General features: G+C 65.8%; 23 protein-coding genes and 1 pseudogene. 17 read left to right on the top strand and 7 right to left on the bottom strand.

Translation table 11 applies throughout. The features are described 5' to 3' along the window. Positions 1-111 precede the first annotated feature (111 nt). Positions 112-1,509 (top strand): DUF2252 domain-containing protein, encoded by a 1,398-nt coding sequence (locus AC1DGP_RS25105; RefSeq protein WP_441507326.1) that lies wholly within the window; start codon positions 112-114, stop codon positions 1,507-1,509. A 240-nt stretch (positions 1,510-1,749) separates the two neighbouring features. Here the strand turns inward: AC1DGP_RS25105 and AC1DGP_RS25100 are convergent, their stop codons facing one another. The 3 genes from AC1DGP_RS25100 to AC1DGP_RS25090 all read right to left on the bottom strand — a co-directional run bounded on the left by AC1DGP_RS25100 (position 1,750) and on the right by AC1DGP_RS25090 (position 3,971). Then, positions 1,750-3,105, bottom strand: a complete 1,356-nt coding sequence (locus AC1DGP_RS25100; RefSeq protein WP_441507325.1) for an MFS transporter — start codon at positions 3,103-3,105, stop codon at positions 1,750-1,752. Positions 3,106-3,113: 8 nt separating this feature from the next. After that, positions 3,114-3,392, bottom strand: coding sequence for a metal-sensing transcriptional repressor (locus AC1DGP_RS25095; protein ID WP_441507324.1), 279 nt, complete (start codon positions 3,390-3,392; stop codon positions 3,114-3,116). A 219-nt stretch (positions 3,393-3,611) separates the two neighbouring features. Further along, a complete protein-coding gene (locus AC1DGP_RS25090) occupies positions 3,612-3,971 on the bottom strand; it encodes a DUF2200 domain-containing protein (protein ID WP_441507323.1) in 360 nt (119 codons plus the stop codon). A 365-nt stretch (positions 3,972-4,336) separates the two neighbouring features. Here AC1DGP_RS25090 and AC1DGP_RS25085 point away from each other — a divergent pair, with 365 nt between their 5' ends. The 4 genes from AC1DGP_RS25085 (at position 4,337) to AC1DGP_RS25070 (ending at position 6,967) form a co-directional block, all read left to right on the top strand. Continuing rightward, entirely contained in the window at positions 4,337-5,449 is a 1,113-nt protein-coding gene (locus tag AC1DGP_RS25085; protein WP_441507322.1) for a Gfo/Idh/MocA family protein, read from the top strand. A gap of 111 nt (positions 5,450-5,560) precedes the next feature. Then, positions 5,561-5,881: an ArsR/SmtB family transcription factor gene (locus AC1DGP_RS25080; protein WP_441507321.1), complete on the top strand. Its 321-nt coding sequence runs from the start codon at positions 5,561-5,563 to the stop codon at positions 5,879-5,881. Then, entirely contained in the window at positions 5,878-6,342 is a 465-nt protein-coding gene (locus AC1DGP_RS25075; protein ID WP_441507320.1) for an SRPBCC family protein, read from the top strand. Before AC1DGP_RS25080 ends, AC1DGP_RS25075 begins: the two co-directional genes overlap by 4 nt. Before the next feature lie 208 nt (positions 6,343-6,550). Beyond that, entirely contained in the window at positions 6,551-6,967 is a 417-nt protein-coding gene (locus tag AC1DGP_RS25070) for a GFA family protein (RefSeq protein WP_441507319.1), read from the top strand. A 77-nt stretch (positions 6,968-7,044) separates the two neighbouring features. Here AC1DGP_RS25070 and AC1DGP_RS25065 read toward each other — a convergent pair whose 3' ends face one another. Beyond that, on the bottom strand, positions 7,045-7,872 hold the full coding sequence (locus AC1DGP_RS25065; RefSeq protein ID WP_476768640.1) for an acid phosphatase: 828 nt from the start codon (positions 7,870-7,872) through the stop codon (positions 7,045-7,047). Positions 7,873-7,919: 47 nt separating this feature from the next. Beyond that, positions 7,920-8,660, bottom strand: coding sequence for a porin family protein (locus AC1DGP_RS25060; protein WP_441507317.1), 741 nt, complete (start codon positions 8,658-8,660; stop codon positions 7,920-7,922). Between the two features lie 349 nt (positions 8,661-9,009). Between AC1DGP_RS25060 and AC1DGP_RS25055 the strand changes: the two genes are divergently transcribed. From AC1DGP_RS25055 to argE, 5 genes are all read left to right on the top strand, one after another. After that, the gene (locus AC1DGP_RS25055) at positions 9,010-10,011 is read left to right on the top strand and encodes a helix-turn-helix transcriptional regulator (protein ID WP_441491263.1); all 1,002 of its coding nucleotides are present in this window, start codon (positions 9,010-9,012) and stop codon (positions 10,009-10,011) included. A 105-nt stretch (positions 10,012-10,116) separates the two neighbouring features. After that, the gene (locus tag AC1DGP_RS25050; RefSeq protein ID WP_441507316.1) at positions 10,117-10,947 is read left to right on the top strand and encodes an AraC family transcriptional regulator; all 831 of its coding nucleotides are present in this window, start codon (positions 10,117-10,119) and stop codon (positions 10,945-10,947) included. Positions 10,948-11,104: 157 nt separating this feature from the next. Continuing rightward, a complete protein-coding gene (locus AC1DGP_RS25045) occupies positions 11,105-11,830 on the top strand; it encodes an alanyl-tRNA editing protein (RefSeq protein WP_476768642.1) in 726 nt (241 codons plus the stop codon). Positions 11,831-11,840: 10 nt separating this feature from the next. Further along, positions 11,841-12,776 (top strand): DMT family transporter, encoded by a 936-nt coding sequence (locus tag AC1DGP_RS25040; protein ID WP_441507314.1) that lies wholly within the window; start codon positions 11,841-11,843, stop codon positions 12,774-12,776. 53 nt (positions 12,777-12,829) lie between these two features. Then, positions 12,830-13,942, top strand: coding sequence for an acetylornithine deacetylase (argE, locus tag AC1DGP_RS25035; RefSeq protein WP_441507313.1), 1,113 nt, complete (start codon positions 12,830-12,832; stop codon positions 13,940-13,942). Positions 13,943-13,996: 54 nt separating this feature from the next. On the opposite strand, the gene AC1DGP_RS25030 is transcribed toward argE, so the two are convergent. Then, positions 13,997-14,974 carry an ABC transporter substrate-binding protein gene (locus tag AC1DGP_RS25030; RefSeq protein ID WP_441507312.1) on the bottom strand — a complete coding sequence of 326 codons (978 nt, stop codon included), beginning with the start codon at positions 14,972-14,974 and terminating at the stop codon, positions 13,997-13,999. A 185-nt stretch (positions 14,975-15,159) separates the two neighbouring features. On the opposite strand from AC1DGP_RS25030, the gene AC1DGP_RS25025 reads away from it, so the two are divergent. The 6 genes from AC1DGP_RS25025 to AC1DGP_RS25000 all read left to right on the top strand — a co-directional run bounded on the left by AC1DGP_RS25025 (position 15,160) and on the right by AC1DGP_RS25000 (position 21,760). Further along, positions 15,160-16,146, top strand: coding sequence for an alpha/beta hydrolase family protein (locus tag AC1DGP_RS25025; protein ID WP_441507311.1), 987 nt, complete (start codon positions 15,160-15,162; stop codon positions 16,144-16,146). Between the two features lie 851 nt (positions 16,147-16,997). Further along, the gene (locus AC1DGP_RS25020; protein ID WP_441507310.1) at positions 16,998-18,275 is read left to right on the top strand and encodes a PQQ-dependent sugar dehydrogenase; all 1,278 of its coding nucleotides are present in this window, start codon (positions 16,998-17,000) and stop codon (positions 18,273-18,275) included. 351 nt (positions 18,276-18,626) lie between these two features. Further along, the gene (locus tag AC1DGP_RS25015) at positions 18,627-18,941 is read left to right on the top strand and encodes a c-type cytochrome (RefSeq protein WP_441507309.1); all 315 of its coding nucleotides are present in this window, start codon (positions 18,627-18,629) and stop codon (positions 18,939-18,941) included. 187 nt (positions 18,942-19,128) lie between these two features. Further along, complete coding sequence (locus AC1DGP_RS25010) at positions 19,129-19,572, top strand: hypothetical protein (protein ID WP_441507308.1); 444 nt, start codon at positions 19,129-19,131, stop codon at positions 19,570-19,572. 229 nt (positions 19,573-19,801) lie between these two features. Continuing rightward, positions 19,802-20,104 carry a hypothetical protein gene (locus AC1DGP_RS25005; RefSeq protein WP_441507307.1) on the top strand — a complete coding sequence of 101 codons (303 nt, stop codon included), beginning with the start codon at positions 19,802-19,804 and terminating at the stop codon, positions 20,102-20,104. Positions 20,105-20,374: 270 nt separating this feature from the next. Then, entirely contained in the window at positions 20,375-21,760 is a 1,386-nt protein-coding gene (locus tag AC1DGP_RS25000; RefSeq protein ID WP_441507306.1) for an RNB domain-containing ribonuclease, read from the top strand. A 78-nt stretch (positions 21,761-21,838) separates the two neighbouring features. Here the strand turns inward: AC1DGP_RS25000 and AC1DGP_RS24995 are convergent, their stop codons facing one another. Further along, positions 21,839-22,843: a helix-turn-helix transcriptional regulator gene (locus AC1DGP_RS24995; RefSeq protein WP_441507305.1), complete on the bottom strand. Its 1,005-nt coding sequence runs from the start codon at positions 22,841-22,843 to the stop codon at positions 21,839-21,841. Between the two features lie 153 nt (positions 22,844-22,996). On the opposite strand from AC1DGP_RS24995, the pseudogene AC1DGP_RS24990 reads away from it, so the two are divergent. Continuing rightward, positions 22,997-23,379: pseudogene (locus tag AC1DGP_RS24990) on the top strand (transporter); the annotation flags it as partial.

Below are 23,379 nucleotides of genomic sequence, written 5' to 3'. Positions count from 1 at the left end.
GTATAAACGGGTCCTGCGCAAGCGACGGGTCGCGGAATACGGCCGCCAAGGACAGGTCCGTCGACGAACAGCATGTCCATGCGGGCCGAAACGGCAAGATCGAGGTCCCCGATGACGCGACATCAACCGGCCAAGCCGCAGCTTCTGTCCCGTGCCGAGCGCTACGCCGCCGGCAAGGCCCTGCGCGGCAAGGTTCCGCGCGAGAGCCATGCCGACTGGGCGCCCCGCTCCAGCAGCGACGCTGTCGCCATTCTCGCCGGGACCGATGACAGCCGCATTCCGGAGCTTCTGCCGATCCGCTACGAGCGCATGATGCTGAGCCCGTTCGCCTTTCTGCGCGGTGCGGCGGCCGTGATGGCGGAAGATCTGGCCGGCCTGCCATCGGCCGGTCTGCCCGTTCAGGCCTGCGGCGACTGTCATCTCATGAATTTCGGCGCCTTCACCACGCCGGAAGAGAACGTCCTGTTCGACATCAACGATTTCGACGAAACGCTGCCGGGCATCGACTTCGCCGTCGATCTCAAGCGCCTGGCCGCCAGTGTCGCTGTGGCAGCGCTCGACGCCGGATTTTCCAGGAGGACCGCCCGGCTCACCGTTGCAGCGACGGTGAGCGCCTATCGCCGCCGGCTGCGCAGGCTGGCCAAGCTCACTCCGCTGGAGGCCTGGCATGCGCGCACCGAACTCGGAGAGGAACTGGAGCGGATCGACGACCCGACGCTGCGCAAGCATGTGCAAGGCCTGCTCACCAAGGCGTCGCGCAATCCGCAGCAGGACAGCAACTTTCCCCGCCTGCATACCGGGGCGGACGGCTCCTGGGGCATCGAGGACCGGCCGCCGCTGATCTACCATCTGCCTGAGGAACGCGACAGCACGCGCTCGCTGCAGGCCCACAAGGTCTTCCATCACTATCGCGAGACCCTGCCGCCCGAGCGCCGCGTGCTGGTGACGCGCTACGGCCTGCGGGACCTCGCCTTCAAGGTCGTCGGCGTCGGCAGCGTCGGCACGTTCTGCGTCGTAGGCCTGTTCATGACGGCCGATGACGAGCCGTTGTTCCTGCAGGTCAAGGAAGCCCAGACCTCGGTCCTCGCCCGGCTGACGAAGAGCAAGAACCCGGGGCCACCGCATCAGGGACAGCGGGTGGTGGAAGGCCAGCGCATGCTGCAGGCGGCCAGCGACGTCTTCCTGGGCTGGGCGGATGACAGCGCCAGCGGGCGGCATTTCTACGTTCGGCAACTCAAGAACCGCCGCCTCGGATCGATCGCCGAAGTGGTGGAGGGCCAGGCCCTGACGGCCTATGCCGAACTCTGCGGCCGCACGCTTGCACGCGCGCATGTCCGCTCGGGCGATGCGGCGACGATCGCCGGTTACATGGGGGCGTCGGGGATCTTCGACGACGCCTTGACCAGTTTCGCGATGGCCTATGCCGCGCAGACCGCACTGGACCACGAGGCGCTCGTTGCAGCCAAGGGGCCCGTCAAGACAGCGCAGGAGCGAGCCAAAGCAGCATGAAGGGCCGCGCGGCCGGGAGCTTCGCTCCCGGCATGCCCTGACCTGACATGCCACATGGTGGCGGAATAGCTTGCCTCCACGATCTGGCGCCGGCCCGCCCGCCTGATCTCGTCGCGCATCCACGGAGCCCGTGCAGGTCATTGCCGGATCGACGACCGGCGCTCGATCACCCGTCCCAGCCATCCATGCCATCGCGGTCATGGCTCTTGCCTGCACCCGGGGCATTGCATCCTGACCACCTCATCTTGCCTCGGCGGGCCACCGACTGTGCAGGTCGTCGATGATGATGGAATGGGAATGGCGCGGACCATGCTCTGCAAGATGAGGATGTCCCGGTGGAAGCTCGCGATGGTCATGCGCAAGGGCATCCGCACTGCCAGCCGGCCAAAGCTGCGATGCGAAGAGCACTGCCGCCAGCGTCGCCAGCGCGAACAGGCCTGCCAGTGTCGCCAGTGGCACTATCGCGCCGAGCCAGCCCGCCAGCGGATAGGTCACCAGCCAGCAGGCATGCGAGAGCGCGAACTGCGCGGCGAACACCGCCGGACGATCCTCGGCGTGAGCTGAGCGTCGCAGCAACCGGCCTGACGGTGTCTGTGTCGCGGAGCAACCGATGCCGAGCAGCGCCCAGGTGACCAGGAGCGCGGCCCAGCCCGTACCCGTCGCCGCCGGAGCGAGTGCCCAGCCGCTGGCCCAGAGGAGTGCAGCGAAGCCGCCAAGGACGGCAGCCAGAAAGGTCGCCGCCGTCAGCATCACCGTTCGATCTGCGACCCGTTCCAGCACACGCGGCAGCGTCAGCGCCGACAGCATGGACCCGCCGCCGAAACAGGCCAGCGCGAGCGCAACCGCGTTGTCGTCAAGGCCGAGCCGCCCCTTCACGATCACCACGGTATTCACGATGACGAGGGCGCCCCCCATCGCCACCGCCATGTTGAGCGCGAGCAGTCCGCGCAGCCTCGGCGTCGCGAGATAGATCCTGATCCCTCGCGTTGTCCTGTCGTAGATCCCGCCCTCGCGTTTCCTGGCTGGAGAGGCCGGTAATGTAAGGGAAAGGACGAGTGCTGCCGAGACGAGGAAGCCGATGACCGTGCCACCGAAAAGCCAGTGAAAGTTGATGACCGTGAGCAAGGCGGCCGCGAGCATCGGGCTGACGATGCTCTCGAGGTCATAGGCCAGGCGCGAGAGCGAGAGGGCTTTGGTGTAGTCGTCCTCGTCCGGCAGCACGTCGGGAATCGTAGCCTGGAAGGTCGGCGTGAAGGCGGCTGAGGCCGACTGAAGCAGGAACACGGCCAGATAGACCTGCCAGATCTCGGTGATGAAGGGCAGCGTGAGCGCGATGGCCGCGCGCACCAGATCCATGGCGATCAGGAAGGCGCGGCGCGGCAGCTGTGCCGCAAACGTACCGACAATGGGCGCGACGGTGACATAGGCGATCATCTTGATCGCGAGCGCCGTACCGAGGACGCCGCCGGCCCTCTCGCCGGCGAGTGCGAAGGCGAGCAGGCCGAGCGCGACCGTGAGGAGACCGGTGCCGACCAGCGCGATGATCTGCGCAGCAAACAGGCGACCGTAGACGCGATTGGACAGGACCTTGAGCATTGTGAGCCTCAGAGGAACTTCGTGATCTGCTTGAATTCGTCGATCGGCTGGCGACGCTCGGTCGGCAGGTCGCCAAGGACCTCGTCGAGGCAGTGATCGAGATGATCCTGCACCAGCGTCCGCTTTGCCTGCGTGATGGCGCTCTCGACGGCCTGGAGCTGCGTCGCGATGTCGAGGCAGGAGCGTCCGGCCTCGATCATCTCGATGACCTTGGCAAGGTGACCACCAGCGCGCTTCAGCCGCTTGATGATCGCGGGATGGGTTTCATGGATGTGGGGTTCAGACATCTTTTGCCTATATCCCCCTAGGGGGGATAAGGAAAGGCGTCCTCCATTTCGACGCGAGGTGTCGGAGTTTCGTCAAGAGTAGACCGCAGATTGCCTCTTCTCACGGCGCTTATCGGTCGTTTGCGGCGAAACCAGCCTCGCATCTCCCGCTTGAAGCACTGCCAATCCGATATCCCGAAGGGGTCAGATCGGCCTTGGACGCGAGCGCAAACGCAAGACCTATCCCGGCCGACGGTGCAGGATCTTATCGATCGCCCTCCCCTGGGCGAGTTCATCGATGAGCTTGTCCAGGTAGCGGATCTCCCGCATCACCGGCTCGGCGATCTCTTCGACGCGGACGCCGCAGACCTTCCCCCTGATGTCGGCTCGCGCAGGATTGAGCGCGGGCGCCTGGGCGAAGAAGGTCTCGTAGTCCGTGTCCTTCGCCAGCTGACAGGCGAGTGCCTCCTGGCCGTAGCCGGTCAGCCAGTGGATGATCTGGTCGACCTCCGCCTTCGTGCGGCCCTTCCTCTCCGCCTTGGCGACCAGAAGCGGATAGACCTTGGCGAAGCTCATTGTGTAAATGCGGTGCTGGGTCATCACGTCCACTACCCCAGGTCGGCGCCGGCGCTGGTGGCGTCCGAATGCTAGCCCAAGCGCCAACAGAGCAAACCTGACGCCATCGTTCAAGGTTCGGGGCGGCCAGAGCCGCCTCCAGCTCGCAGGCGTCCTGTCTGCGCAAGGATCAGCTTCGTCTGCAGGCACGCCCTACCGAAGGAACCGCATTCCGACGCCTTGCGGGAGCGGCTCTGGCCGCCCCGAACCTTGAACGATGGCGTCAGGTTTGCTCTCTTGACGCCTGGGCGCCCCTGGTGGCCGGCGGCAAAGGAACTGCGAACCCTCGGCGGCACCGTCTGAGCCATCCCTTCACCCTGACCAGCCCCCCCAAGCTCGGGAGAACTTGCATGCGCGCTTTTGGCGTCGGCCTCATCGGCACCGGCTATATGGGCAAATGCCACGCTTTGGCCTGGAATGCCGTTGCTCCGGTCTTCGGCGATGTCGCCCGCCCAAGGCTCGCCATGCTGTGCGAGGTGGACGATGCGCTGGCTGCAAGACGGGCGCGCGAGCTCGGCTTCGCCGGGTCCACCGCCGACTGGCGCGCGCTCGTCACCCATCCCGAGGTCGACATCGTCTCGATCACCGCGCCCAACGCCGTCCATGCCGAGATGGCGATTGCGGCGCTAGAGGCCGGCAAGCATGTCTGGTGCGAGAAGCCGATGGCAACGAGCCTCGCCGATGCGCAAGCGATGCTGGCTGCCGCCCGGGCGGCCGGAAAGGTCGCGGCACTGGGCTACAACTACATCCAGAACCCGGCCATCCGGCTGGCGGCGCGACTGATCGGCGAAGGCGCCATCGGGCCGGTCAACCATGTCCGCATCGAGATGGACGAGGATTTCATGGCCGATGCCGAAGCGCCTTTCTCCTGGAAGAGCGCGGCACAATCGGGCCATGGCGCGCTCGACGATTTCGGCGTCCACGCCTTCTCGCTGCTCAAGGTGCTGGTCGGCGAGGTGGCGCAGGTCATGGCCGACATGGCCAGGCCCTATCCGACGCGTCCGCAGCAGGAGGGCGGCGCGCGGCCGGTCGAGACGTACGACATCGCGACCCTCTTGCTGCGCTTCGCTTCGGGCGCGTCCGGGCTCGTCGCGCTCAATCGCTGCGCCTGGGGCCGCAAGGGCCGGATTTTCGTGCAGGTCTTCGGGGCGAAGGGAACGATCAGCTTCGACCAGGAAAAGATGAACGAGATCGAGCTCTACACCACTGAGGGACGCAGCGATCTGCAGGGCTTTCGCCGCATCCTGACGGCGCCGGTGCACGAGCCCTATGACCGCTTCATCCCTGCGCCCGGTCACGGACTCGGCTTCAACGAGCTCAAGATCATCGAGTGCCGCGAGCTCATGCGGACCATCGCCGGCGAGCCGGCTCATCTCATCGATTTCGAAACCGGCTTGCGCATCGAGCGCACGGTCGATGCCGCCGCCAGGAGCTTCCGTGAGGGAGGCTGGAGGACGGTGTAGCTCCCCGGCCTCGGCGCCGCAATCGGCCGTCGGGTTTGCGGTGGGTCCAAGCCGCGATTTGACATGCAGGTATTTACCTGCATAAATTGCCCTCGCAGATGAGTGAGGACGATGGACGCTGACGACGTGTTCAAGGCGCTGGGGGACCCGACGCGCAGAAAGCTGCTGGACCTGCTCTTTGAAAGGAACGGGCAGACGCTCGGCCAGCTCTGCGAGAACCTGGACATGGCCCGGCAATCCGCGACGCAGCATCTCGGCATCCTGGAGGCGGCCAATTTGGTGAGCACGGTCAGGCGCGGCCGGGAAAAGCTGCATTTCATCAATCCTGTGCCGATCCACGAGGTCTACGAACGGTGGGTCCGCAAGTTCGAACGTCACAGGCTCAGCCTGCTCCACGACCTGAAGAAAGACATCGAAGGAAACGAAGAATGACCACGGAAACGACCAGCTTTGTCTATGTGACCTATATTGTCGCGACGCCGGAGAAGGTTTTCGAAGCCATCACCAAACCCGAGATCGCACGGCGCTATTGGGGCCATGAGAACGTCTCCGACTGGCAGGCCGGATCGGGCTGGCAGCATATCCGCGCCAATGACGCGCGGACCGTCGAGCTGGTCGGCAAGGTCGTCGAGGTCTCGCCGCCGTCACGCCTCGTCATCACCTGGGCGAGCCCCGCGCAGGCCGCCGATCCGGCGAGCCATAGCCGGGTCACCTTCGAGATCGACGATTATGACGGAATGACCCGGCTGACCGTCAGCCATGACGAGCTCCAGGCCGGCAGCAGCATGGCGAAGGGGATCAGCCAGGGGTGGCCGGTGGTTCTTTCCAGCCTGAAATCCTTCCTGGAAACCGGCCGGGGGCTCGACGTCTTCGGCAAGAAGAAAGCGGCCTGAGCCCTCAGAGCATCGGCCCGAAAAGTGGATTGCGATTTTCGGAAGAGGCGATGAAAACACAAAGAGTCAGAGCATCGGCCCGAAGGGCGGAATCTGGTTCTCGGAAAGATCCGATGCTCGAACAAGGAGCTGGATCGCCCATCCCCGCGTCCGAACGGACGCGCGGCGATCCAGTGCCCATCGGCAACCTGGCAGCAGGAGAACGACGATGACCAGGCACTTTGCCGGCGGATGCGCCTGTGGCGCGATCCGTTACGAGACAAGCAGCGAACCCATCGTCGAGATCCACTGCCAGTGCAGGGATTGCCAGAAGCGAAGCGGCACGGGGCACAGTTCCTATCTGACCTTCGCCGGGCGCGCCGATGTGGCCATCGCAGGCGAAGCGAAGAGCTGGCGGGTGGCGGGCGACAGCGGGAACGACAAGATCCACGCCTTCTGTCCCACCTGCGGAACGCCCGTTTACCTGACATTCCAGGCCATGCCGGAGCTGATCGCGGTGCATGCGGCAAGCCTTGACGACCCCGGCCAGTTCAATCCGCACATGGTCGCCTATGGCATTCGCGGCCATGGCTGGGACAGGATCGACCCCGCGCTACGGGTCTTCGAGCGCATGCCGCCGGGGTGACCGGCGGCGGAAGCGGAGCTTCGATGGACAGCCGGCGCCACCTTGTGAGGCGCATGGCGGCCGCCCAGCTGGACATATTACTGCCCGGACAGCGCCGCGGTCTCGGCAGCACAATCCGGCATCGGGTTCAAGCGCTTCACCTTCGCTGCCTTCACTTCCGCCTTCGCCGCCCTGAGGTCGGCAAGGAAGGCCGGATTGGTCTGCAGCCGCGCAACGGTCGCCGCCCCCATGATGCGCCCGGCATCGACATCGCTCTGCCAGTGGGCGTCGCAGATGACGCGGCTCTGCCCGAATTCGATGCCGCGCTTGAGCAATTCATTCGAGCGCTCGGGATTGATCTGCGCGAAGACCAGGGCCCATCCCCAGCCCGCGGCGGTGTGGCCGGACGGATACGAGCCGTCGGTCCTCAGAATCGCCTCCTGATCCGCCCTGCAGGTCGATTCATTGTGAACGACGAAGGGCCGGACGCGGTTGTATTTGTTCTTCACGCCATAAGTGGAGAGGCCGAAATCGGACAGCATCTTCTGCGTCATCGCGTAGAGGCGCGGGGTCTGCTTCTGGTCGATCCTGACACCCATCGCGCAGGAGAAATTGTCGGCCGCCTGCGGAAAGGCGAGATCGGCATCGGTAGAGGCGAGCTTCCAGCGACTGGTGTTCCGCAGCGGGAGCGTCGCCTTGCGCGCTTCTTCGTCCCTGGCCAAGGCAGCCGAGTCCTTCTCGGGCGGCGGCCCCAGCAGGACCAGGCTGTCGGGCAGTTCGGATGGCTTGAGATAGCCCGGCGCGATCTTGAAATGCGGATCGGTGACCTTGGACTGGGTTTCACCCGCTTGCGCAAAGGCCTGCCCGCAGAGCGCGATGAGCGCAACCATCGAAACACCTGCGGCCCGAACCGCGCTCGCCGTCATAGACATATCCATTCCTTTCGCCATCGTCGAACTCATAGGCAGACCGGTCAGAACCGGTATGTTGCCGCAATCGCGGGACCGTGCTGCGTCACATCGTAGGAAAAACCGCCCCTGCGATAATCGACATGGAGCGCCCTGTAACCGGCCTTCAACGTCAGGCTCTCGCTCCAGGCGTAATTGACGCTGCCCAAGCCCTGCCAGGTCAGGTGCGAGCCGACGCCGAAGCCCCCGACATCGCCTGCAACCGTCACGCTCCATGGGCCACCGAGCTTGATTCCGAGCCGGGCGCCGAGGATGGGGTCGGCCCAGATCTCGGAGTCGCGGTGGTCGATCCGGAGATTGGCCGGGCCCGGCAGGACCTCCAGCTTATTGTTCAGGTTCCAGAACCGGACGCCGCCGCCCAGGTCCAGCGAAACGGCCGCGTCCTCATAGACGCGATAAAGGGCGGAGCCCTGCACGATCGTGCTCTGCGAGCGCAGCTTCAGCGCGGAGAAGAAGGGCCCGGGCAGGTTGCCGCCGGTCGTCACCTGCGAAAACTGGCCATCGACCAGGAAGCCCCAGCGGTCGATACGCATCTCTGCGGAGGCCATCATCGCGCCGTTCAATTCCTTCAGCACGTCGCGGAAGCGCAGGTGGATATCCGCGGCCGGCAGCGGCGGGAAGGTTGCGCTCTTTCCGTCGATCGCCGTCGCCCAGAGATAGCTCGTGATGGAGAAGCTTGGCCCTGAAGCAATGACAGGGGCTGGCGGCCGGGCTGGCTGCGGGAGATCGGACGCCCAGGCGGGCATGTATAATGCTGCCGACGTCAACGCGATGATGAGAGAGCGCACCGTTTCCCCTGACATTGATCTCTGGTCTCGTGGCCTGTCCGTGGCCTGTGTCGACCCGCCGCACGGGCGGAGCGACGGCGTTGCCGACCCTTCGTGCAGGCGGACCGTCCGCGGAAGCCGACGCCTCCGTGCCGCCGATCATGTCCCGACCGGCAGGCGAACTCCGTTCCCAGCATTTCGTGCATGGGCAGATCGCAGTCTTGCCATTTCGCGCCAATCGCGACCGGCTATTCTGCGCGTCGTTGGCGAATCCTGGGGTAGCCCTGCCCCAGGAAACGCGGCGCCCCGATGATCACGGCGAGATCCGATGGCTGATATCCCTTTGACGCGCGGCCAGTTCCTTCTGCCCTTCGTCGGAATTCTCGACGAGATGGGGGCGCCGACACATTCGCTCCTGGAGAAGTTCCGGCTTCCCTCGTCCCTGGAGGAGAAGAGCGACTTCTACCTGCCGCTCCTGCCGGTGCTGCGCTTCGCGGCAACCGCCGGGAGAACCCAGGGCATCGAGGATTTCGGCTTCCTCGCGACCCAGCGGCTGCATTTCCTGCATTTGAGAGAAAGGACCCGGGCGCTGATCGCGCACGCCCCGACACTGCTCGTTGCGCTCAGGCACGCCTGCCGCTGGGCGTCACGGGAGGATACGATCCTGAGCATGTGGATCGAACACCATGACGATCATGCGCGCGTCTGCAGCAGGCTCGCCGGGACAGATGGGCTGCTCAATCTGGAATACGCACAATGGATCCAGAATATTTTCCCGGTCTACATCATCCGGCAGTTTGCAGGGCCCGACTGGATGCCGGGAACGATCGCCTTCGAGACGAGGTACACGCCGGGTCCTGCGACGCGGGCCGCCTGGCCCAATGTGCAGTTCCTGTCAGGCCAGCACGCTGCCTGGATCAGCCTGCCGGTCTCCCACCTTGGTCTTTCCAACCGTTCGACCGACTCATTTGCCCCCCCGCACGATCACGCGGATGGTCCCTCCGCCTTTGACATCGTCGAACTGCTCAAGCTGATGTTGCCGGCCTATCTGGATGAGCGAACCCCGGCTCTGGCCGAGGTCGCGGAGATGGCAGGCGTCAGCGCCCGCAGCTTTCAGCGCAAGCTCGCCCATGTCGGCCTGACCTATTCGGACATCCTCGACACGGTCAGATATGAGAATGCGGCCAGGCTTTTGCGCGACACGGATTCCAGGATCATCGATGTCGCATTTTCGACCGGCTACACGGACCCGGCGCATTTCAGCCGCGCCTTCCGCCGCATTGCCGGCGTAACGCCGCGTCAGTTCCGTGAGCAATCGCGGCTGGGATGAGCGCGTTTCGAGGAGCCGATGGCGCGCCTTCGGCAATGCAGCATGGTTGCGATCCGGCCTGGATCGTCGCACCATCGCACCCGTCCTCACCGTCCGGATCGCATCTTGGCCCGCATCGACCTCCGCAACTCCTCGCGCTACTGGCACGACCCGCGGGTTCCGGGCCTGAGCTGCCTCGTTGCCGATTTCACCAGCCATGATTATGCGCCCCATAGCCATGACGGCTTCGTCGTCGCCGTCACCGAAGCCGGCGGCGCCGAATTCAAGAGCCGCGGACGCAGCGACGAGGCCAGGACCTCGAGCCTCTTGGTGTTCAACCCCGACGAGCCCCATTCCGGGCGGATGGGCTGGAGCCGGCGCTGGCTCTATCGCGGGTTCTACCTGACGCCACCGGCGATCGAGACGCTGAAGACCGCGCTGGGCCTGGATGAGACCGCCTATTTCAGCCGCAACACCGTCCACGACCCCGATCTGATCGAGGCTTTCCTCGGCCTGCACCGCATCCTCGACCAGGGCGACGATCCGCTTGAGGAGCGCGAGCTGCTGCTGCGCAGCTTCGGTGCCCTGATCCGGCGCCATGCCGCGGGCGAACCCCGGCTGGTGCTGCCGGCGCGGGACCGCGCCAAAGCCGCCCGCATCCGCGAGTTCATGCGGGAGCGTCATGCCGAGGACCTCACGCTGGAGCAGTTGGGGCTGGAGGTCGGTCTGACGCCGTTCCAGCTCATCGCCCTGTTCAAGCGCAGCACGGGGTTGACCCCGCATGCCTATCTCACGCAACTGCGCCTCAAGGCGGCGATCAGGGCGCTCGGGCGCGGCGCCACGATCGCCGCTGCTGCGCTCGACGCCGGATTCTACGACCAGAGCGCGCTGACGCGGCATTTCAAGCGCAGCTACGGCATTACGCCGCTGCAATGGGTGCGCGCCGCGTCCGGCTGAAGCATCGGCAGGAAACGTGGATTGCGGTCTTCGGCAGAGCCGCCGCACACGGGCGATCTGATCGCGCTCTCAATTTTCGCCAATAGACACGCGCCGCGCCGCGCCACTCTCGCCTGCAGGCAAGCCCCTCGTCGGGGCTGCCCGCAAGGTGAGTTTCATGTCCCGCTATTACTGCCTCGATCATCCCGATGTCCTGACGCTGGCGACGGAGGTCGTAGAGACACGGCCAGGCCGGGTCGCGCTTTCAGAGAGCCCGTTCTATCCCGGCGGCGGCGGCCAATTGCCCGATCGCGGCACGCTCGCCTGGACTGGCGGCGAAGTCGCGATCGCGGGTTTCGAAAACGAGGGCGGCCGGCTCTGGCACATGCTGGCGGAACCGCTCGAACTGCCGGCGGCGCCCGTGGAAGCGAGGGTCGACGGGCCGTTCCGGCAGCTGATGCGGGCGCTGCACACCGATCTGCATATCGTGAATGCCGTCGTCTTCCAGGATTTCAATGGCGCGCTCGTCACCGGGGTGCAGATGAACGAGGACGGCACGGCGCGCATCGATTTCGACTTGCCCGAGGCGGATAACGAGCGCCTGCGCGCCATCGAAGGCACGGTCAACGATCTGATCCGGCGGGATTTTCCGGTGCGGCAAAGCCATGTCGCGGAAGCCGCGGCCTTCGCGGAGCCCGGCCTGATCCGCTCGCGCTCTGTCGCCCCGCCGCCGACGGCGGACGGGCAGGTCCGCATCGTCGAGATCGTCGGGCTCGACCGGCAGGCCTGCGGCGGCACGCATCTCGCGTCGACCGGGGCCTCGCCGCCGATCAGCATCCTGAAGATCGACAACAAGGGCCGGCATAACCGCCGGCTGCGCATCGGCCTCGCCGGCGTCGCGTAAGGCGCTCGCGATGTATCTCTTCCAGCGTCTGTGGTCGCAGCCCTTGCTGCTCCTGCCCCTGCCGCCGCTGTTCTGGGCCGGCAATCTCGTGCTCGGCCGGGCGCTCGCAGGATCCTTTCCGCCTGTCTCGCTGGCGGTCGGCCGCTGGCTCGTAGCGCTCGCCTGCCTGCTGCCCTTCGTTCTCGGCACGCTTCGTGCGCAGCGGCAGGCGCTCATCCGCGCGCGTGGCCTCGTCTTCGCCTGCGGCGCCTTCGGCATCGCCGGCTACAATGCGCTGGGCTATCTCGCCCTGCAAAGTGCACCGGCCGCGAGCGTCGCCTTCCTGAACTCGACCCTGCCGCTGATGGTGCCGCTCGCCGCCTTCATGCTCGGCGTCGAGCGTGTCTCGGCCCGCACGCTGGCCGGCATCGCCATCTCCTTCGTCGGCGTGAGCTGGTTCGTCGCGCGCGGTGCGCCTTCGACGCTGTCGGGCTTGAGCCTCACCGGCGGCGAGCCGCTGGTTCTAATCGCGGTCGCCAATTACGCGGTCTATTCGGTGCTGCTGCGCCGCCGCCCGGCCGATCTCGACCCGCTCCTCTTCCTAGCCGCGACGATGGCGGCGGGGCTCCTGGTGCTGCTGCCGTTCTGGATCTGGGAGCTCGCCCAGGGCGCGACGATCCCGATATCGCCCGGCCCGATCGCGGCGGTGCTCTATATCGGCGTCTTCGCCTCGCTGCTCGCCTTCATCATCTGGAATCGCTGCGTCGGTGCGCTGGGGCCGAGCGTGACGGGCGCCTCCTTCCATCTCGTCGCCCTGTTCACCGCCGCCCTCGCCTTCCTGCTGCTCGGCGAGCCCGTGCAGCCGTTCCATCTCGTTGGCGCGGCCTTGATCCTCGGCGGCTTCGGCCTCGCCGCCGCTGGCGGCCGCCCGTCCGTATCCCGACGCCCCGGAGAAGCCAGATCATGACCGTGTTTGCGCAGGAGGATTTCGCCGATCACGAGCAGGTGGCGTGAACGGCGATGACTGCGACGATCGCCCTGCTCGCGGAACTGGTCGGTTTCGACACGACATCGAGCCGCTCGAACCTGGCGCTCGTCGAGCGCGTCGCCGACCGCCTCGACGGCATCGGCGCCCGTGTCCGGTTGAGCCATGACGAGGGTCGCGGCAAGGCCAATATCCTCGCGAGCTTCGGCCCCCGCGCGCCGGGCGGCGTCGTCCTCTCCGGGCATACCGACACGGTTCCCGTCGACGACCAGAGCTGGTCCTCCGACCCCTTCCGGCTGAGCGAGCGCGACGGCAAGCTCCATGGCCGCGGCGCCGCCGACATGAAGGGTTTCATCGCGGCCTGCCTTGCTGCGGCGGAGAGTTTCGCGGCCGCCGATCTCGCCCGCCCGATCCATATCGCGCTGTCCTATGACGAGGAGGTCGGCTGTCTCGGCGTGCCCGGCCTGATCGCCGATCTGCTCGCCCATGAGGAGAGGCCGGAGCTCGGCATCATCGGCGAGCCGACCCTGATGCGGCTCGGCGACCGCCATCGCGGCTTTCTCGGGTTCCGCACGCGTTTCGAAGGCAAGGCGGCGCATTCGAGCGATCCGAGCGCGGGGGCGAGCGCGATCTATCCCGCGGTCGATTTCGCCGGCTTCCTCAGGGCGGTCGGGCACCGCGCCGGGGCGATCGACCGCACGACCGTCAATCTCGGCCGGATCGAGGGCGGCTCGGCGATCAACATCGTGCCCTCCGCCTGCGAGCTGCTCTGGGAATTCCGGCCGGTCACGCCTGAGGATGCCGAGGAGACCGAACGGCTGGTCGCCGCCTATCTCGCCCGCGCAACGCCGCCCGACATCCGCCAGTCGACGCGAAGGCATGTCCATGTTCCGCCTCTGGCGAGCGCCGGCGCCGAACCGGCTCTCGCTGTCGTCGCCGCACTCGGCGGCATCGGCCCGCCCTTCGCGATGCCCTTCGGCACGGAGGCCGGTTTCTTCCAGGCCGCCGGCATCTCCGCGGTGGTGTGCGGGCCGGGCTCGATCGCCCAGGCGCACCAGCCCGACGAATGGATCGCGCCCGCGCAGCTCGGGGCCGCCGACGCCTTCCTGGCCCGGCTCGCGGGCTGGGCCGGCCGCCGTCACTCCTGAAGGGCCGCGCCCACGATGCCGGTTTCGCCGGCGCAGGCGACCGGAGCCGGCGCACTATTCGATCACGCGATCGGCGCGTTCGATCAGAGCTGGCTTGACCTCGATGCCGAGCGCCCTCGCCGTCTTCAGATTGAGCACGAATTCGAACACGGTCGGGCGCTCGATCGGCAGTTCCGCCGGCTTCGTTCCCTTCAGGATGCGGTCCACGTAATAGGCGACCCGCCGATAGGATTCAGCGAGCTTCGGTCCGTATGTGTACAAGGCGCCGGCCTCCGCAAAATCGGCCCAGGCCGAGACGACGGGAATGCGGTGTGCGTTCGCGACATCGACGATCTGCCGGCGGTTCGTGAAGGTGATCGGATCGGGAAAGACCACGATCGCCTGCGGCGGGTCGGCGGCCAGGCCGGCATAGGCCAGACGGAGCGCATCGGGACCCGGGGTGGAAAAATATTGGATCGCAATGCCGAGCTTCTCAGCCATCTCGATCGAATTGCTTCGCTCCAGCTCCTCTCCGGCATGCGTCGGACTTGCGATGATCGCGACACGATTGATCTGCGGCATCACTTCCCGCAGCATTTCCAAGCGTTTGCCGTTCAGCTCGACCGACATCAAGGTGATTCCGGTCATCTTGCGTGCGGGCCTGGCAAGGCTCTCGGCGAGCCCGGCCAGAACAGGGTCGGCGCTGAACACATAGATCACCGGGACGACGGCGCTGACCTTCTGAAGCAGGCTCGTCGCCGGACCATGGGTGACGATCACATTCACCGGCATGGCGGCCGGTTCGTCCGCCAAGGCCACGACCCGGTCACTGTCGCCATCGGCATAGCGCGCCGTCATCGTGAGATTGCGGCCCTCGACATAGCCCAGGGCGGCAAGCCCGGCACGCAATGCGTCGAGAAACGGGCTGACTTCGGCGACCCGTCCCATGGTGAGCCAGCCGAGATGGACGGCCTTGGGCTGCTGCGCACGCGATCCGAGCGGCCAGGTCAGCCCTGCGCCAGCGAGCAAGAGGACGAAATCCCGTCGCGTCATCGGCCAACCCTCCGGTGGCAGGGGGGCCATCTTGCCCGATGCGCGCCGAAATGTCGTCAGATGTCGCCGCTTCGCCCGCGGGGCGGGATGGCGTTCGCCTCCGCCCGCGAAATGAGCCAATCATGCCCTGTCCATGGATCGGCCGCGCCTGTACCGGTTCGGCGGCAACGCGTTTGGAGTCGAGGATGCGCGGTATAGGAGCTTCAAGCCGTCTCGGACTGCTGACGCTGACATTTGCCGCGGCGCCAGGACTGGCGCCGGCCTCCGCTCAATCCATCCCCGAGCGGGCGAATTTCGACCCGATCGCCGTGGTCGATGGCATCAGGATCAGCCGGACCGAGTGCGCGGCGCTGGAAGCCAAGAATACCGCGATCTGGCTCGAAACTCAGGCGACATGCCTGCGATATTATGCGGCCGGGCTGAAACCTGGCTCCGGCACGATCCCCATCGCCGCGATCTGGCTGAACGGCGACGTACTGGGACCGAAGGGGGCGAATGCGGACAAGCGGCAAAGCGGCTTCGGCCCGACGGAGATGGTCGCGCTGCAGCAGAGGCTTTCGGCCCGCTTCGGCATCCCCTCGATCTTCCTGGGGCGGCCCGGAACCTATGGAAGCGCCGGCAAGCACTACACGATGCGCGGTCGCCCCATCGAAGCGCAGCTCATCTCGGCTGCGCTCGACGGTCTCAAGGCGCGGTATCACATCCAGTCATGGGCGCTCGGCGGGCATAGCGGTGGCGGCACGCTCGTCGCGGAGATGCTGGCGCAGCGCGACGATCTGCGCTGTGCGGTGATCTCCTCCGGCGCAGCCGCCTATCGCGCCTATCTGGAAGCACGCGGCCTCGTGAGGCCGGGGCAGAGATCGGAGCGTTTCGACCCCTCGGCTGCGCTCGACAAGGTGCCGACCGATCCCGCACGGCGCGTCTTCGTGATCGGCGATCCGCGCGAGACGAATGTGCCGTTCTCCTCCCAGAAGCTCTATTTCGAAGGCCTTGCGCGCCGCGGCCATGCGGCCTGGCTGATCCCGCTGGAGCGCGCCACGGATGCCCGCCACCATGATCTCGTCGATTTCGGCGAGACGGCGAACGCGCTCTGCGCGGCAGGCGCGGGCACCGACCGGATCGTCGGCACGCTCACCTCCATGCCGGCACAGGGACCTCGCTTGTCAAACTGAGCTGTTGCAAGTGCCAAGCGGTGGCTCAGATGGCGCGAGATTCCCGTTGGCCGCCTTGGTCGGGAGTTGACAGGTCGGCGCCAGACCCTGCCCTCGCCCTCAGATTGAGATTCATCCCTGTCCTCTATCGCATTGGAAAGACGAGGTTTCCAGAAGAGGGCAGGCGGTACCCGGAGATCGGCGACGCGCGATGCTGGAGCTCTTTCCCGAACGGGATGGCGAGCGGGCTACTCCAGATCGGGACACCGGTCGCGCGCGCTCCAGAAATCCTCCGTCGCCCCCAAAGCCACTCTGCCGAAGGACGCGTATTGCGACGCGAACGGCGGATGCTGCGCCTCGCCACCATGCGAGCTGGCCGAGATTGGGGCCGGGGCGTACCGGGCCCGGGCGCCCTCCCCGGCGATCCGGCCCCGGGCTGGCGAGCCTCGCAAAGTAGCTCCCGGATATGGCCGAGACTAATCTGGAAATTCTCCAGTCTATATCTGCCCATTTTCCAGACCGTCGGCACTCAGAGCGAACCACGACTCAGCGATCATCAATTCACCTATCGTCATCGCGGCATGCAATTGGGGCGTGCCCTCGGATAACGGCATATCGCGCCGCATCCGGCGGCCTATCCTCTTGCGTAAGACTTTTCGTCATCTCCAATATTGACGCTCGCGTTAGCCAAGCAAGCTTAGCGCTGCCCCAGCGTCTCTGCCGCGGAATCGACGCACCACCTCGACGCGAAACGATGTTGCACGACATTGGACGCTCGCATAACAATCGACCTGTCGAACAATGCTTTCGGCCCAGGATCCAGCGGATCGCTGGCCTTTACAGGGATGCACAATAACTCGGAGGAGACATCGATGACTCGACGTATTCGCTTCGTGTTGCCTTATACGTTACTGGCTTCATTCGCCCTATCCGGGGCGGCGACGGCCCAAAGCCCCGGCGGAACGCCCGGGCTCACCAGCACCACGGTGATGTCCGGACGCGAGCTGACCTGGGACATGGCCTTCCTGCCCGACGGCACGATGTTCTTCACCGAGAAATGCGGTGGGCTCTCGGTCCGGCTCCCCTCCGGCAAGATCAACGCCCTGCTCGGCATCAAGGATTCCAAGAACTACCCCGAGACCGCGTCCGACCTCTTCTGCAGCGGCCAGGCCGGCATGAGCGGCGTCGCGATCGACCCCGACTTCAACAACAACCGCTTCATCTACGTGTCCTCGGCGTCGAACATCACCGCGCCGGGAACCAATCGGGTGCTGCGGCTCGTGGTCAGCCCCGATCTGACCAAGGTCTCGAACCGGCAGGATATCGTCACCGACATCGCCTACAAGGCGGCGCCGAGCAACCATCCCTTCGGCGATGCCGGCGCGCATAATGGCGGGCGCCTGCGCTTTGGCCCCGCGGACGGCTTCCTCTACGTGACGACGGGCGACACCCATAATGGCGAGGTGCCGCAGGGCCCGACCCGCATTGGGGGCAAAGTGCTGCGCATCGACCGGGACGGCAAGGCCGCGCCCGGCAACAACCCGCCACAGGGCTTCGATACGCGCGTCTTCACCTACGGCCACCGCAACCCGCAGGGCATCTGCTTCCGGCCCGGCACCAACCAGCCCTACACGGCGGAGAACGGCCCCTGGCATAGCGACGAGGTGACGGCGCTGACCGCCGGCGGCAACGCGGGCTGGGATCCGCGCCCGAACATCGCCGGGCGCGCCGACTGCCCCGACAATTATTGCGGATACTCGCCGAACCAGATGGGCGCAGTGGATCCGAAGGAGCGCTCGGCCTTCATGCCGATGACCGACACCAAGACCTATCCCAACGCGATGAAGCCGGCCTGGAACAACGACACGCTTTCGCAGGGCATGTCGTCATGCGTATTCCTGAACGGCCCGCAATGGAAGGACTGGAACGGCCGGATGGTCGTGACCTTCATGGGCATCGGCATCCACGGAACGCCGGTCGGCAACCGCCTCGACGTGCTCAACATCACGCCCGATGGCGCGTCCGCCACGCGCAGCACGGTGTCCCTGCCGATGCCGGCCGGACGCTTCCGCTCCGTCGTGCAGGCGCCTGACGGCAGCATGTACGTGGCCACCGACCAGGGCGACGTCTACCAGCTCAAGCCCAACTGAGCCTGATGGGCAGCCGCGCCTGCCGCAGCGGCGGCGCGGCCGACCTTCCGTCTGCGGGCCCAGCCTGGCCGCGCCCGCAGACCTGACGCGATCAGCATTCGCAACCGCTTCGGACAGCGACCAGCACGAGACGATACGGACAGATGGAGCTTGGGCTTCTCGCCTGGCGGCGGACAAGTGCCGGCTCCGGCAGCGCTCGCGTTTCAGCGCATGTCCCGCAGATCATCGCGTGCCTGGCCGCCCCGACCGGAGAGCCGATGATGATCCTTGCGTTGGTGCTGTCCGCTTCGTTTCGACCACTGTTCCGCGATACCGACCGATCCGGATCGCGCATGATGGGAAGCCTGGTCCATGGTTGACTTTCGCCACCTCGCCGCAGCCGCTTTCGTCGCGCTTCTGGCATCCTCGCCCGCTTTCGCAAGCCCCGAACTGGCCAGGAGCAAGAACTGCGTCGCCTGCCATTCCATCGAACGCAAGATGATCGGTCCAGCCTACAAGGCCGTGGCCGAGCGTTATGCCAAGGACGAAGCCGCGCTCAAGACCTTGAGCGAGAAGATCATGAAGGGCGGGGGCGGCAATTGGGGTCAGATGCCGATGCCGCCTCAACCTGGCGTCTCGCCCGAGGAGGCCGAAGGTCTGGTGAAGTGGATTCTGTCCCAGCAATAGGGACCGTCATCGGCGGCAGCGGCGGCCTCCGGCACCGGTGCCGCCAGATACTGGAGCCGCTCAGCGGGTCACCCCCCGTCGGTTAGGACGACTTCTGCTTCCGGCCCATCTCTGACAATCTCGGCGGAGTGTCGCGACGTCGACAGCCGGCCTGCTGCGCGACCGACAGCGGAGAGGAATGGAAGTGATGAAGCGCATCTTCGTAGCCACGGCCCTTGCGGCAAGCTTCGCCTGGCCCGGCCTGCTTGCCGCCCAGGATCTCCCGCGGTCGATTGTGGATCTCGGCTTGACCGACATTCAGACCCGCCCGAAGCCGCACATCGCCTATGGCAGATATGTCTACGGCACCCTGCCCGGCGGCGCTCGCATCAAGGTCGAACTGGAGCAGAACGGGGAAATCGATGAAATCGAAGCGCGGGGGCGCGGCCTCTTTCCCATTGACCAGATCCGCTCGCTGGTTCCGGCCCCGGTGCTGCAAAACCCGTCCTGGCCGGCCGGTGCTACGCTCGAAAGGATTGAGTTCGAGCGAGGCGGACGCATCAAGATCGAAGGCCGCCTTGCCGATGGGATCAAGTTCGATGCCGAGTTTGCAGCCGATGGACAGCTGATCGATTTCGATAGGGACGGCTGAAGACGCGGCCAGCGCGCGCGAGTGGCCTCCTGCCAAAGGTCGATGCTACCAAGATGCAGGGATCGCCGCGCAGCCACACGCCGTCCGTGTCGCGAAGCATTTGCGACGTGAGACGCGCCAGCTTCTGTCATTCCGAGGCTATGCGGCCACCGTCCGTATCTGGGAAAGCTGCCCAAACAAAATGGGGCTCGGTTCCCTTTCGGACCGTCGGAAGCCTGAGGAGGGCTGATTGAAAGGCAGGGGGTTCTACGTATGGCTTACCGCCTTCGTCGTGGTCGTGGGCGTTCTGGTTTGGAGCCTCAGCCCCGGCCCTTCAGAACATCCATCGATCGGAGGGGGCGGTTATGACCTCTCCGGCCCAGTTTACACCTTGGTGCTTCTGGCATTCACGGGCCTCTGGACGCTTGCAACACTGCTGACCGGCCTGAACCACAGCGAGGCAGGGACCCGTCGTCGCGCGTTCATCCTGGCGGTCATCGGCCTCATCACCTTCTCGCTGTCGATCATGATCTGGGGCAACAACCTGAGTTAGCGGGCACGCGGGCGTGACACTGGAAACAGGCTATTCGCGAGGCGCAGGTCGATCGTCGATCCCACCGGCGTGCCTATCTCGAGTCGAGCAAATTGCGCCCCACGTCTGCGGGAAGCGAAGTGCGCCCCGATCCAGTCTGAGGCGCATCGCTCGACATGACCGATCGCTATCGTTGCATGTGATGCCCAAACGGTTGCAACTATAGCAGTTCGCGAACCTTCGCGCGGGCTGCTTCGCAGCAGCTCAACAACGGGCAGAGGTCTCGCGAGGATGAAGACCCTCATTGATTCCACCAATGCGCTGATCGGTGGAATGGCGGCGATACGCCGCCAATTCGGCGTGCCGGAGCAGTTTCCGCCCGCGGTTCTTGCAGCGGCGGAAACTGCTGCCCATCGCGCGCCGACCGCGCATGTCGACCGCACGGACCGGCCTTTCGTCACGCTCGACCCCGCGACATCGACGGATCTCGACCAGGCCTTCACGATCGAGCGCAGCGGCAACGACCTTTTGCTGCATTACGCCATCGCCGATGTCGCTTGGTTCGTCGACGATGGCGACGCGGTCGACCGGGAAGCGTGGCAGCGCGGCACGACGCTCTATCTGCCGGACGGCAAGGTCGGGCTGTATCCGCCGGTTCTCGCCGAGGGCGCCGCGAGCCTCCTGCCCACCGGACCTCGGCCGGCGGTGATCTTCACCACCCGGATCGACACCGATGGCAACGTCCATCTCGACAATGCAGAGCGGGCTGTCATCCGCAGCACCGCCAAGCTCGCCTATGACAGGGTCGGCGCGTCTGATCTGCCGCCCGATTTCGATGAACTGGCCCGCCGCATCGAGGCTGCCGAGAGCCGGCGCGGCGCAGCGCGCGTGGACCCACCTGAACAGGAGGTCGATGCTCTCGGCGACGGCCGCTACCAATTGATCTTCCGCCCGCGCCTACGCGCCGAGGAGCAGAACGCCACCCTGTCCCTGGCCAGCAATATCGCGATCGCGGCTGCACTCCTGACAGCCCGGACCGGCCTGTTCAGGGTCATGCAGGAACCGGATCAGAAGGCCGTCCAGCGCCTGCGCCAGACCGCGCGCGCCCTGGGCCTGTCATGGCCGGAGATGGAGACGCTCGTCCAGTTCGAGAAGACGCTGAATCCCGCCGACAGCAGCCACGCGGCCTTCATGCTGGCGGTGCGGAGGGCTAGCGGCGGCGCGAGCTATGTTCCCTATCGCGAAGGCATCGTGCCGTGGCATGCGCCGATGGCGGCGACCTATGCGCATGCCACGGCACCGCTGCGCCGTCTCGCCGATCGCTATGTGGTGCGCGCCGCCCTGGCGGTGGCGAACGGCCAGCCGGTTCCGCCAGCGGTATCGGCCGCATTCGAACAACTGCCTGCGGTGATGGCGCGGGCCGATGCGCGCGACGGTCAAGTGGACCGGGACGTCATCGATCTGGCCGAAGCTCTTATGCTCCAGGGCAGCGAAGGAACCGCGTTCGAGGCGGTCGTGACCGACGCGGATGAGCACGGCCTGCGCATCCAGCTCTGCGAGCTGCCGGTGGTCGCGCGGGTTCGCGGGCAGGACAGCAAGCCGGGCGATAGGATCCGGGTCAGGCTGACATCTGCCGACCCCCTGCAGAACATGATCACCTTCGAACGAGCAGGTTGAGGGCGATGACGCTCCGAGAACCCGTCCTACAGCCGGTGCGGATCGCAGAGCTGCGGGGTACTGCGGAACGGTGCGCGACTACATGTCCGAGCGAAACTCCCGGGGTGTGCGGCCGGTCGCCTTCTGGAAGGCGCGCGCGAAATTGGCGGGAGAGGAATAGCCCATCTCCGCCGCAACACGGGTGATCGAGCCGTTCATGTGCCGAAGCAATTCGGTCGCGCGCTGGAGCCGTGCCGCGTTTGCCAGGCTGCGGAAATCGGTGCCGGCCCGGTTCAGCTCGCGCTGCAACGTCCGGACGCTGGTCCCCATCGGTCGCGCAGCCCGATCGATCGAGACGCTGCCGGTGAGAACCTGGGCCCGGACCTGTGCCATGACGACGTCGAGCAGATCGTGTGGCGCTCCGCCGGGCCGGTCTCGCGCCACGTCCTCGATGGTGACAATGGGCCATGACCCGCGGTTCGGAGCAGCCGACAAGAGATGGCGTTCGATGACGATCGTCACGGCAGGCGCGTTGAACAGGACCGGGCAGTGGAAGAGATCTTCGAACAGGCCGGTTTGGCGCGGCCTCTCGATATTGAGCTCGATGCGCAGCGGCCGCCAGTCGAACGGCAAATAGGCCCTGATGACGCTGAGCAGAACGCCGGCCGCCGCACCGGCGATCATCTCGTAGCCAGCGTGGCCGGCGAGCGCAAAGACATAGCTGTAGCGCGCCTCGTCGCCGGTGATCGCGAGCGACATCCGGTCGTGGGTGCTGTGATAGCCAAGGGCCGCAATCGCCCGCTCGATGGAGTGGCCGAGCGTCTCGGCTCCCAGGATATAGCGCCCGAAACAGCCATAGTTGCCGGCGTTCATCATCGGGGCGATCAGGAACCCGAGATTGGGCTCGCCGGCGACTCTCGCGGCGGCATTCACGAAGCCGAGCACTGCGGCATGCGGGATGAAGCAATTGCGGCCCTCGGTCAGCTCGATATCGAAGCCTGCCGCACGGTTCGCCCGCAGAAGCGCCCTCTCCCCGAGTTCATGCCGCAGGAACGCTGGCAGGCCGTGCAGGATATGGCTGGAGATGACGGGGATTTCAGACACGCGCTGGACACTCCGGAATACCGTAAAGTTGGCGCAAAATGAGTGGTCTCGAAATCCGATTGCTGTTTTGTCGCACAGTATAAGTGCCGCGGGCAAACGGGAAACCGGTTTTGGCCGTCGGCAGCTTTATTGTCGATGAAGGAATTTCCGGCCGTGAGCGCGAGGACGTTGTTCAGCTTAGCCAGACTGACACTCTTCGCGACCTTGTCGTGTTCGGGAGGAGCGCTGGCGGAGGCTTCGACGAACAGCACGGCCGATCTGGCCAAGGCGGCGCAGAACCCCGTTGCCGACATGATCAGCCTGCCCTTCCAGAACAACTTCAACTTCAATGTCGGGCCGCATAGGCAGCTGCAGAATGTCCTCAACATCCAGCCCGTGATCCCGATCACGCTGAACAAGGACTGGAACCTGATCACGCGCTGGATCACGCCGGTGATCTCGCAACCGGCCCTGACGGTGAATGGTGACCGCGAGTTCGGCCTCGGCGACATCAACCCGAGCTTCTTCTTCTCGCCGAAGCAGCCGACGCACGGCAT

The organism is Allobosea sp. 05T433, from assembly GCF_056396065.1.
The sequence above is the reverse complement of the archived record's forward strand: the minus strand, read 5'-3'. Positions and strand labels throughout refer to the sequence as shown.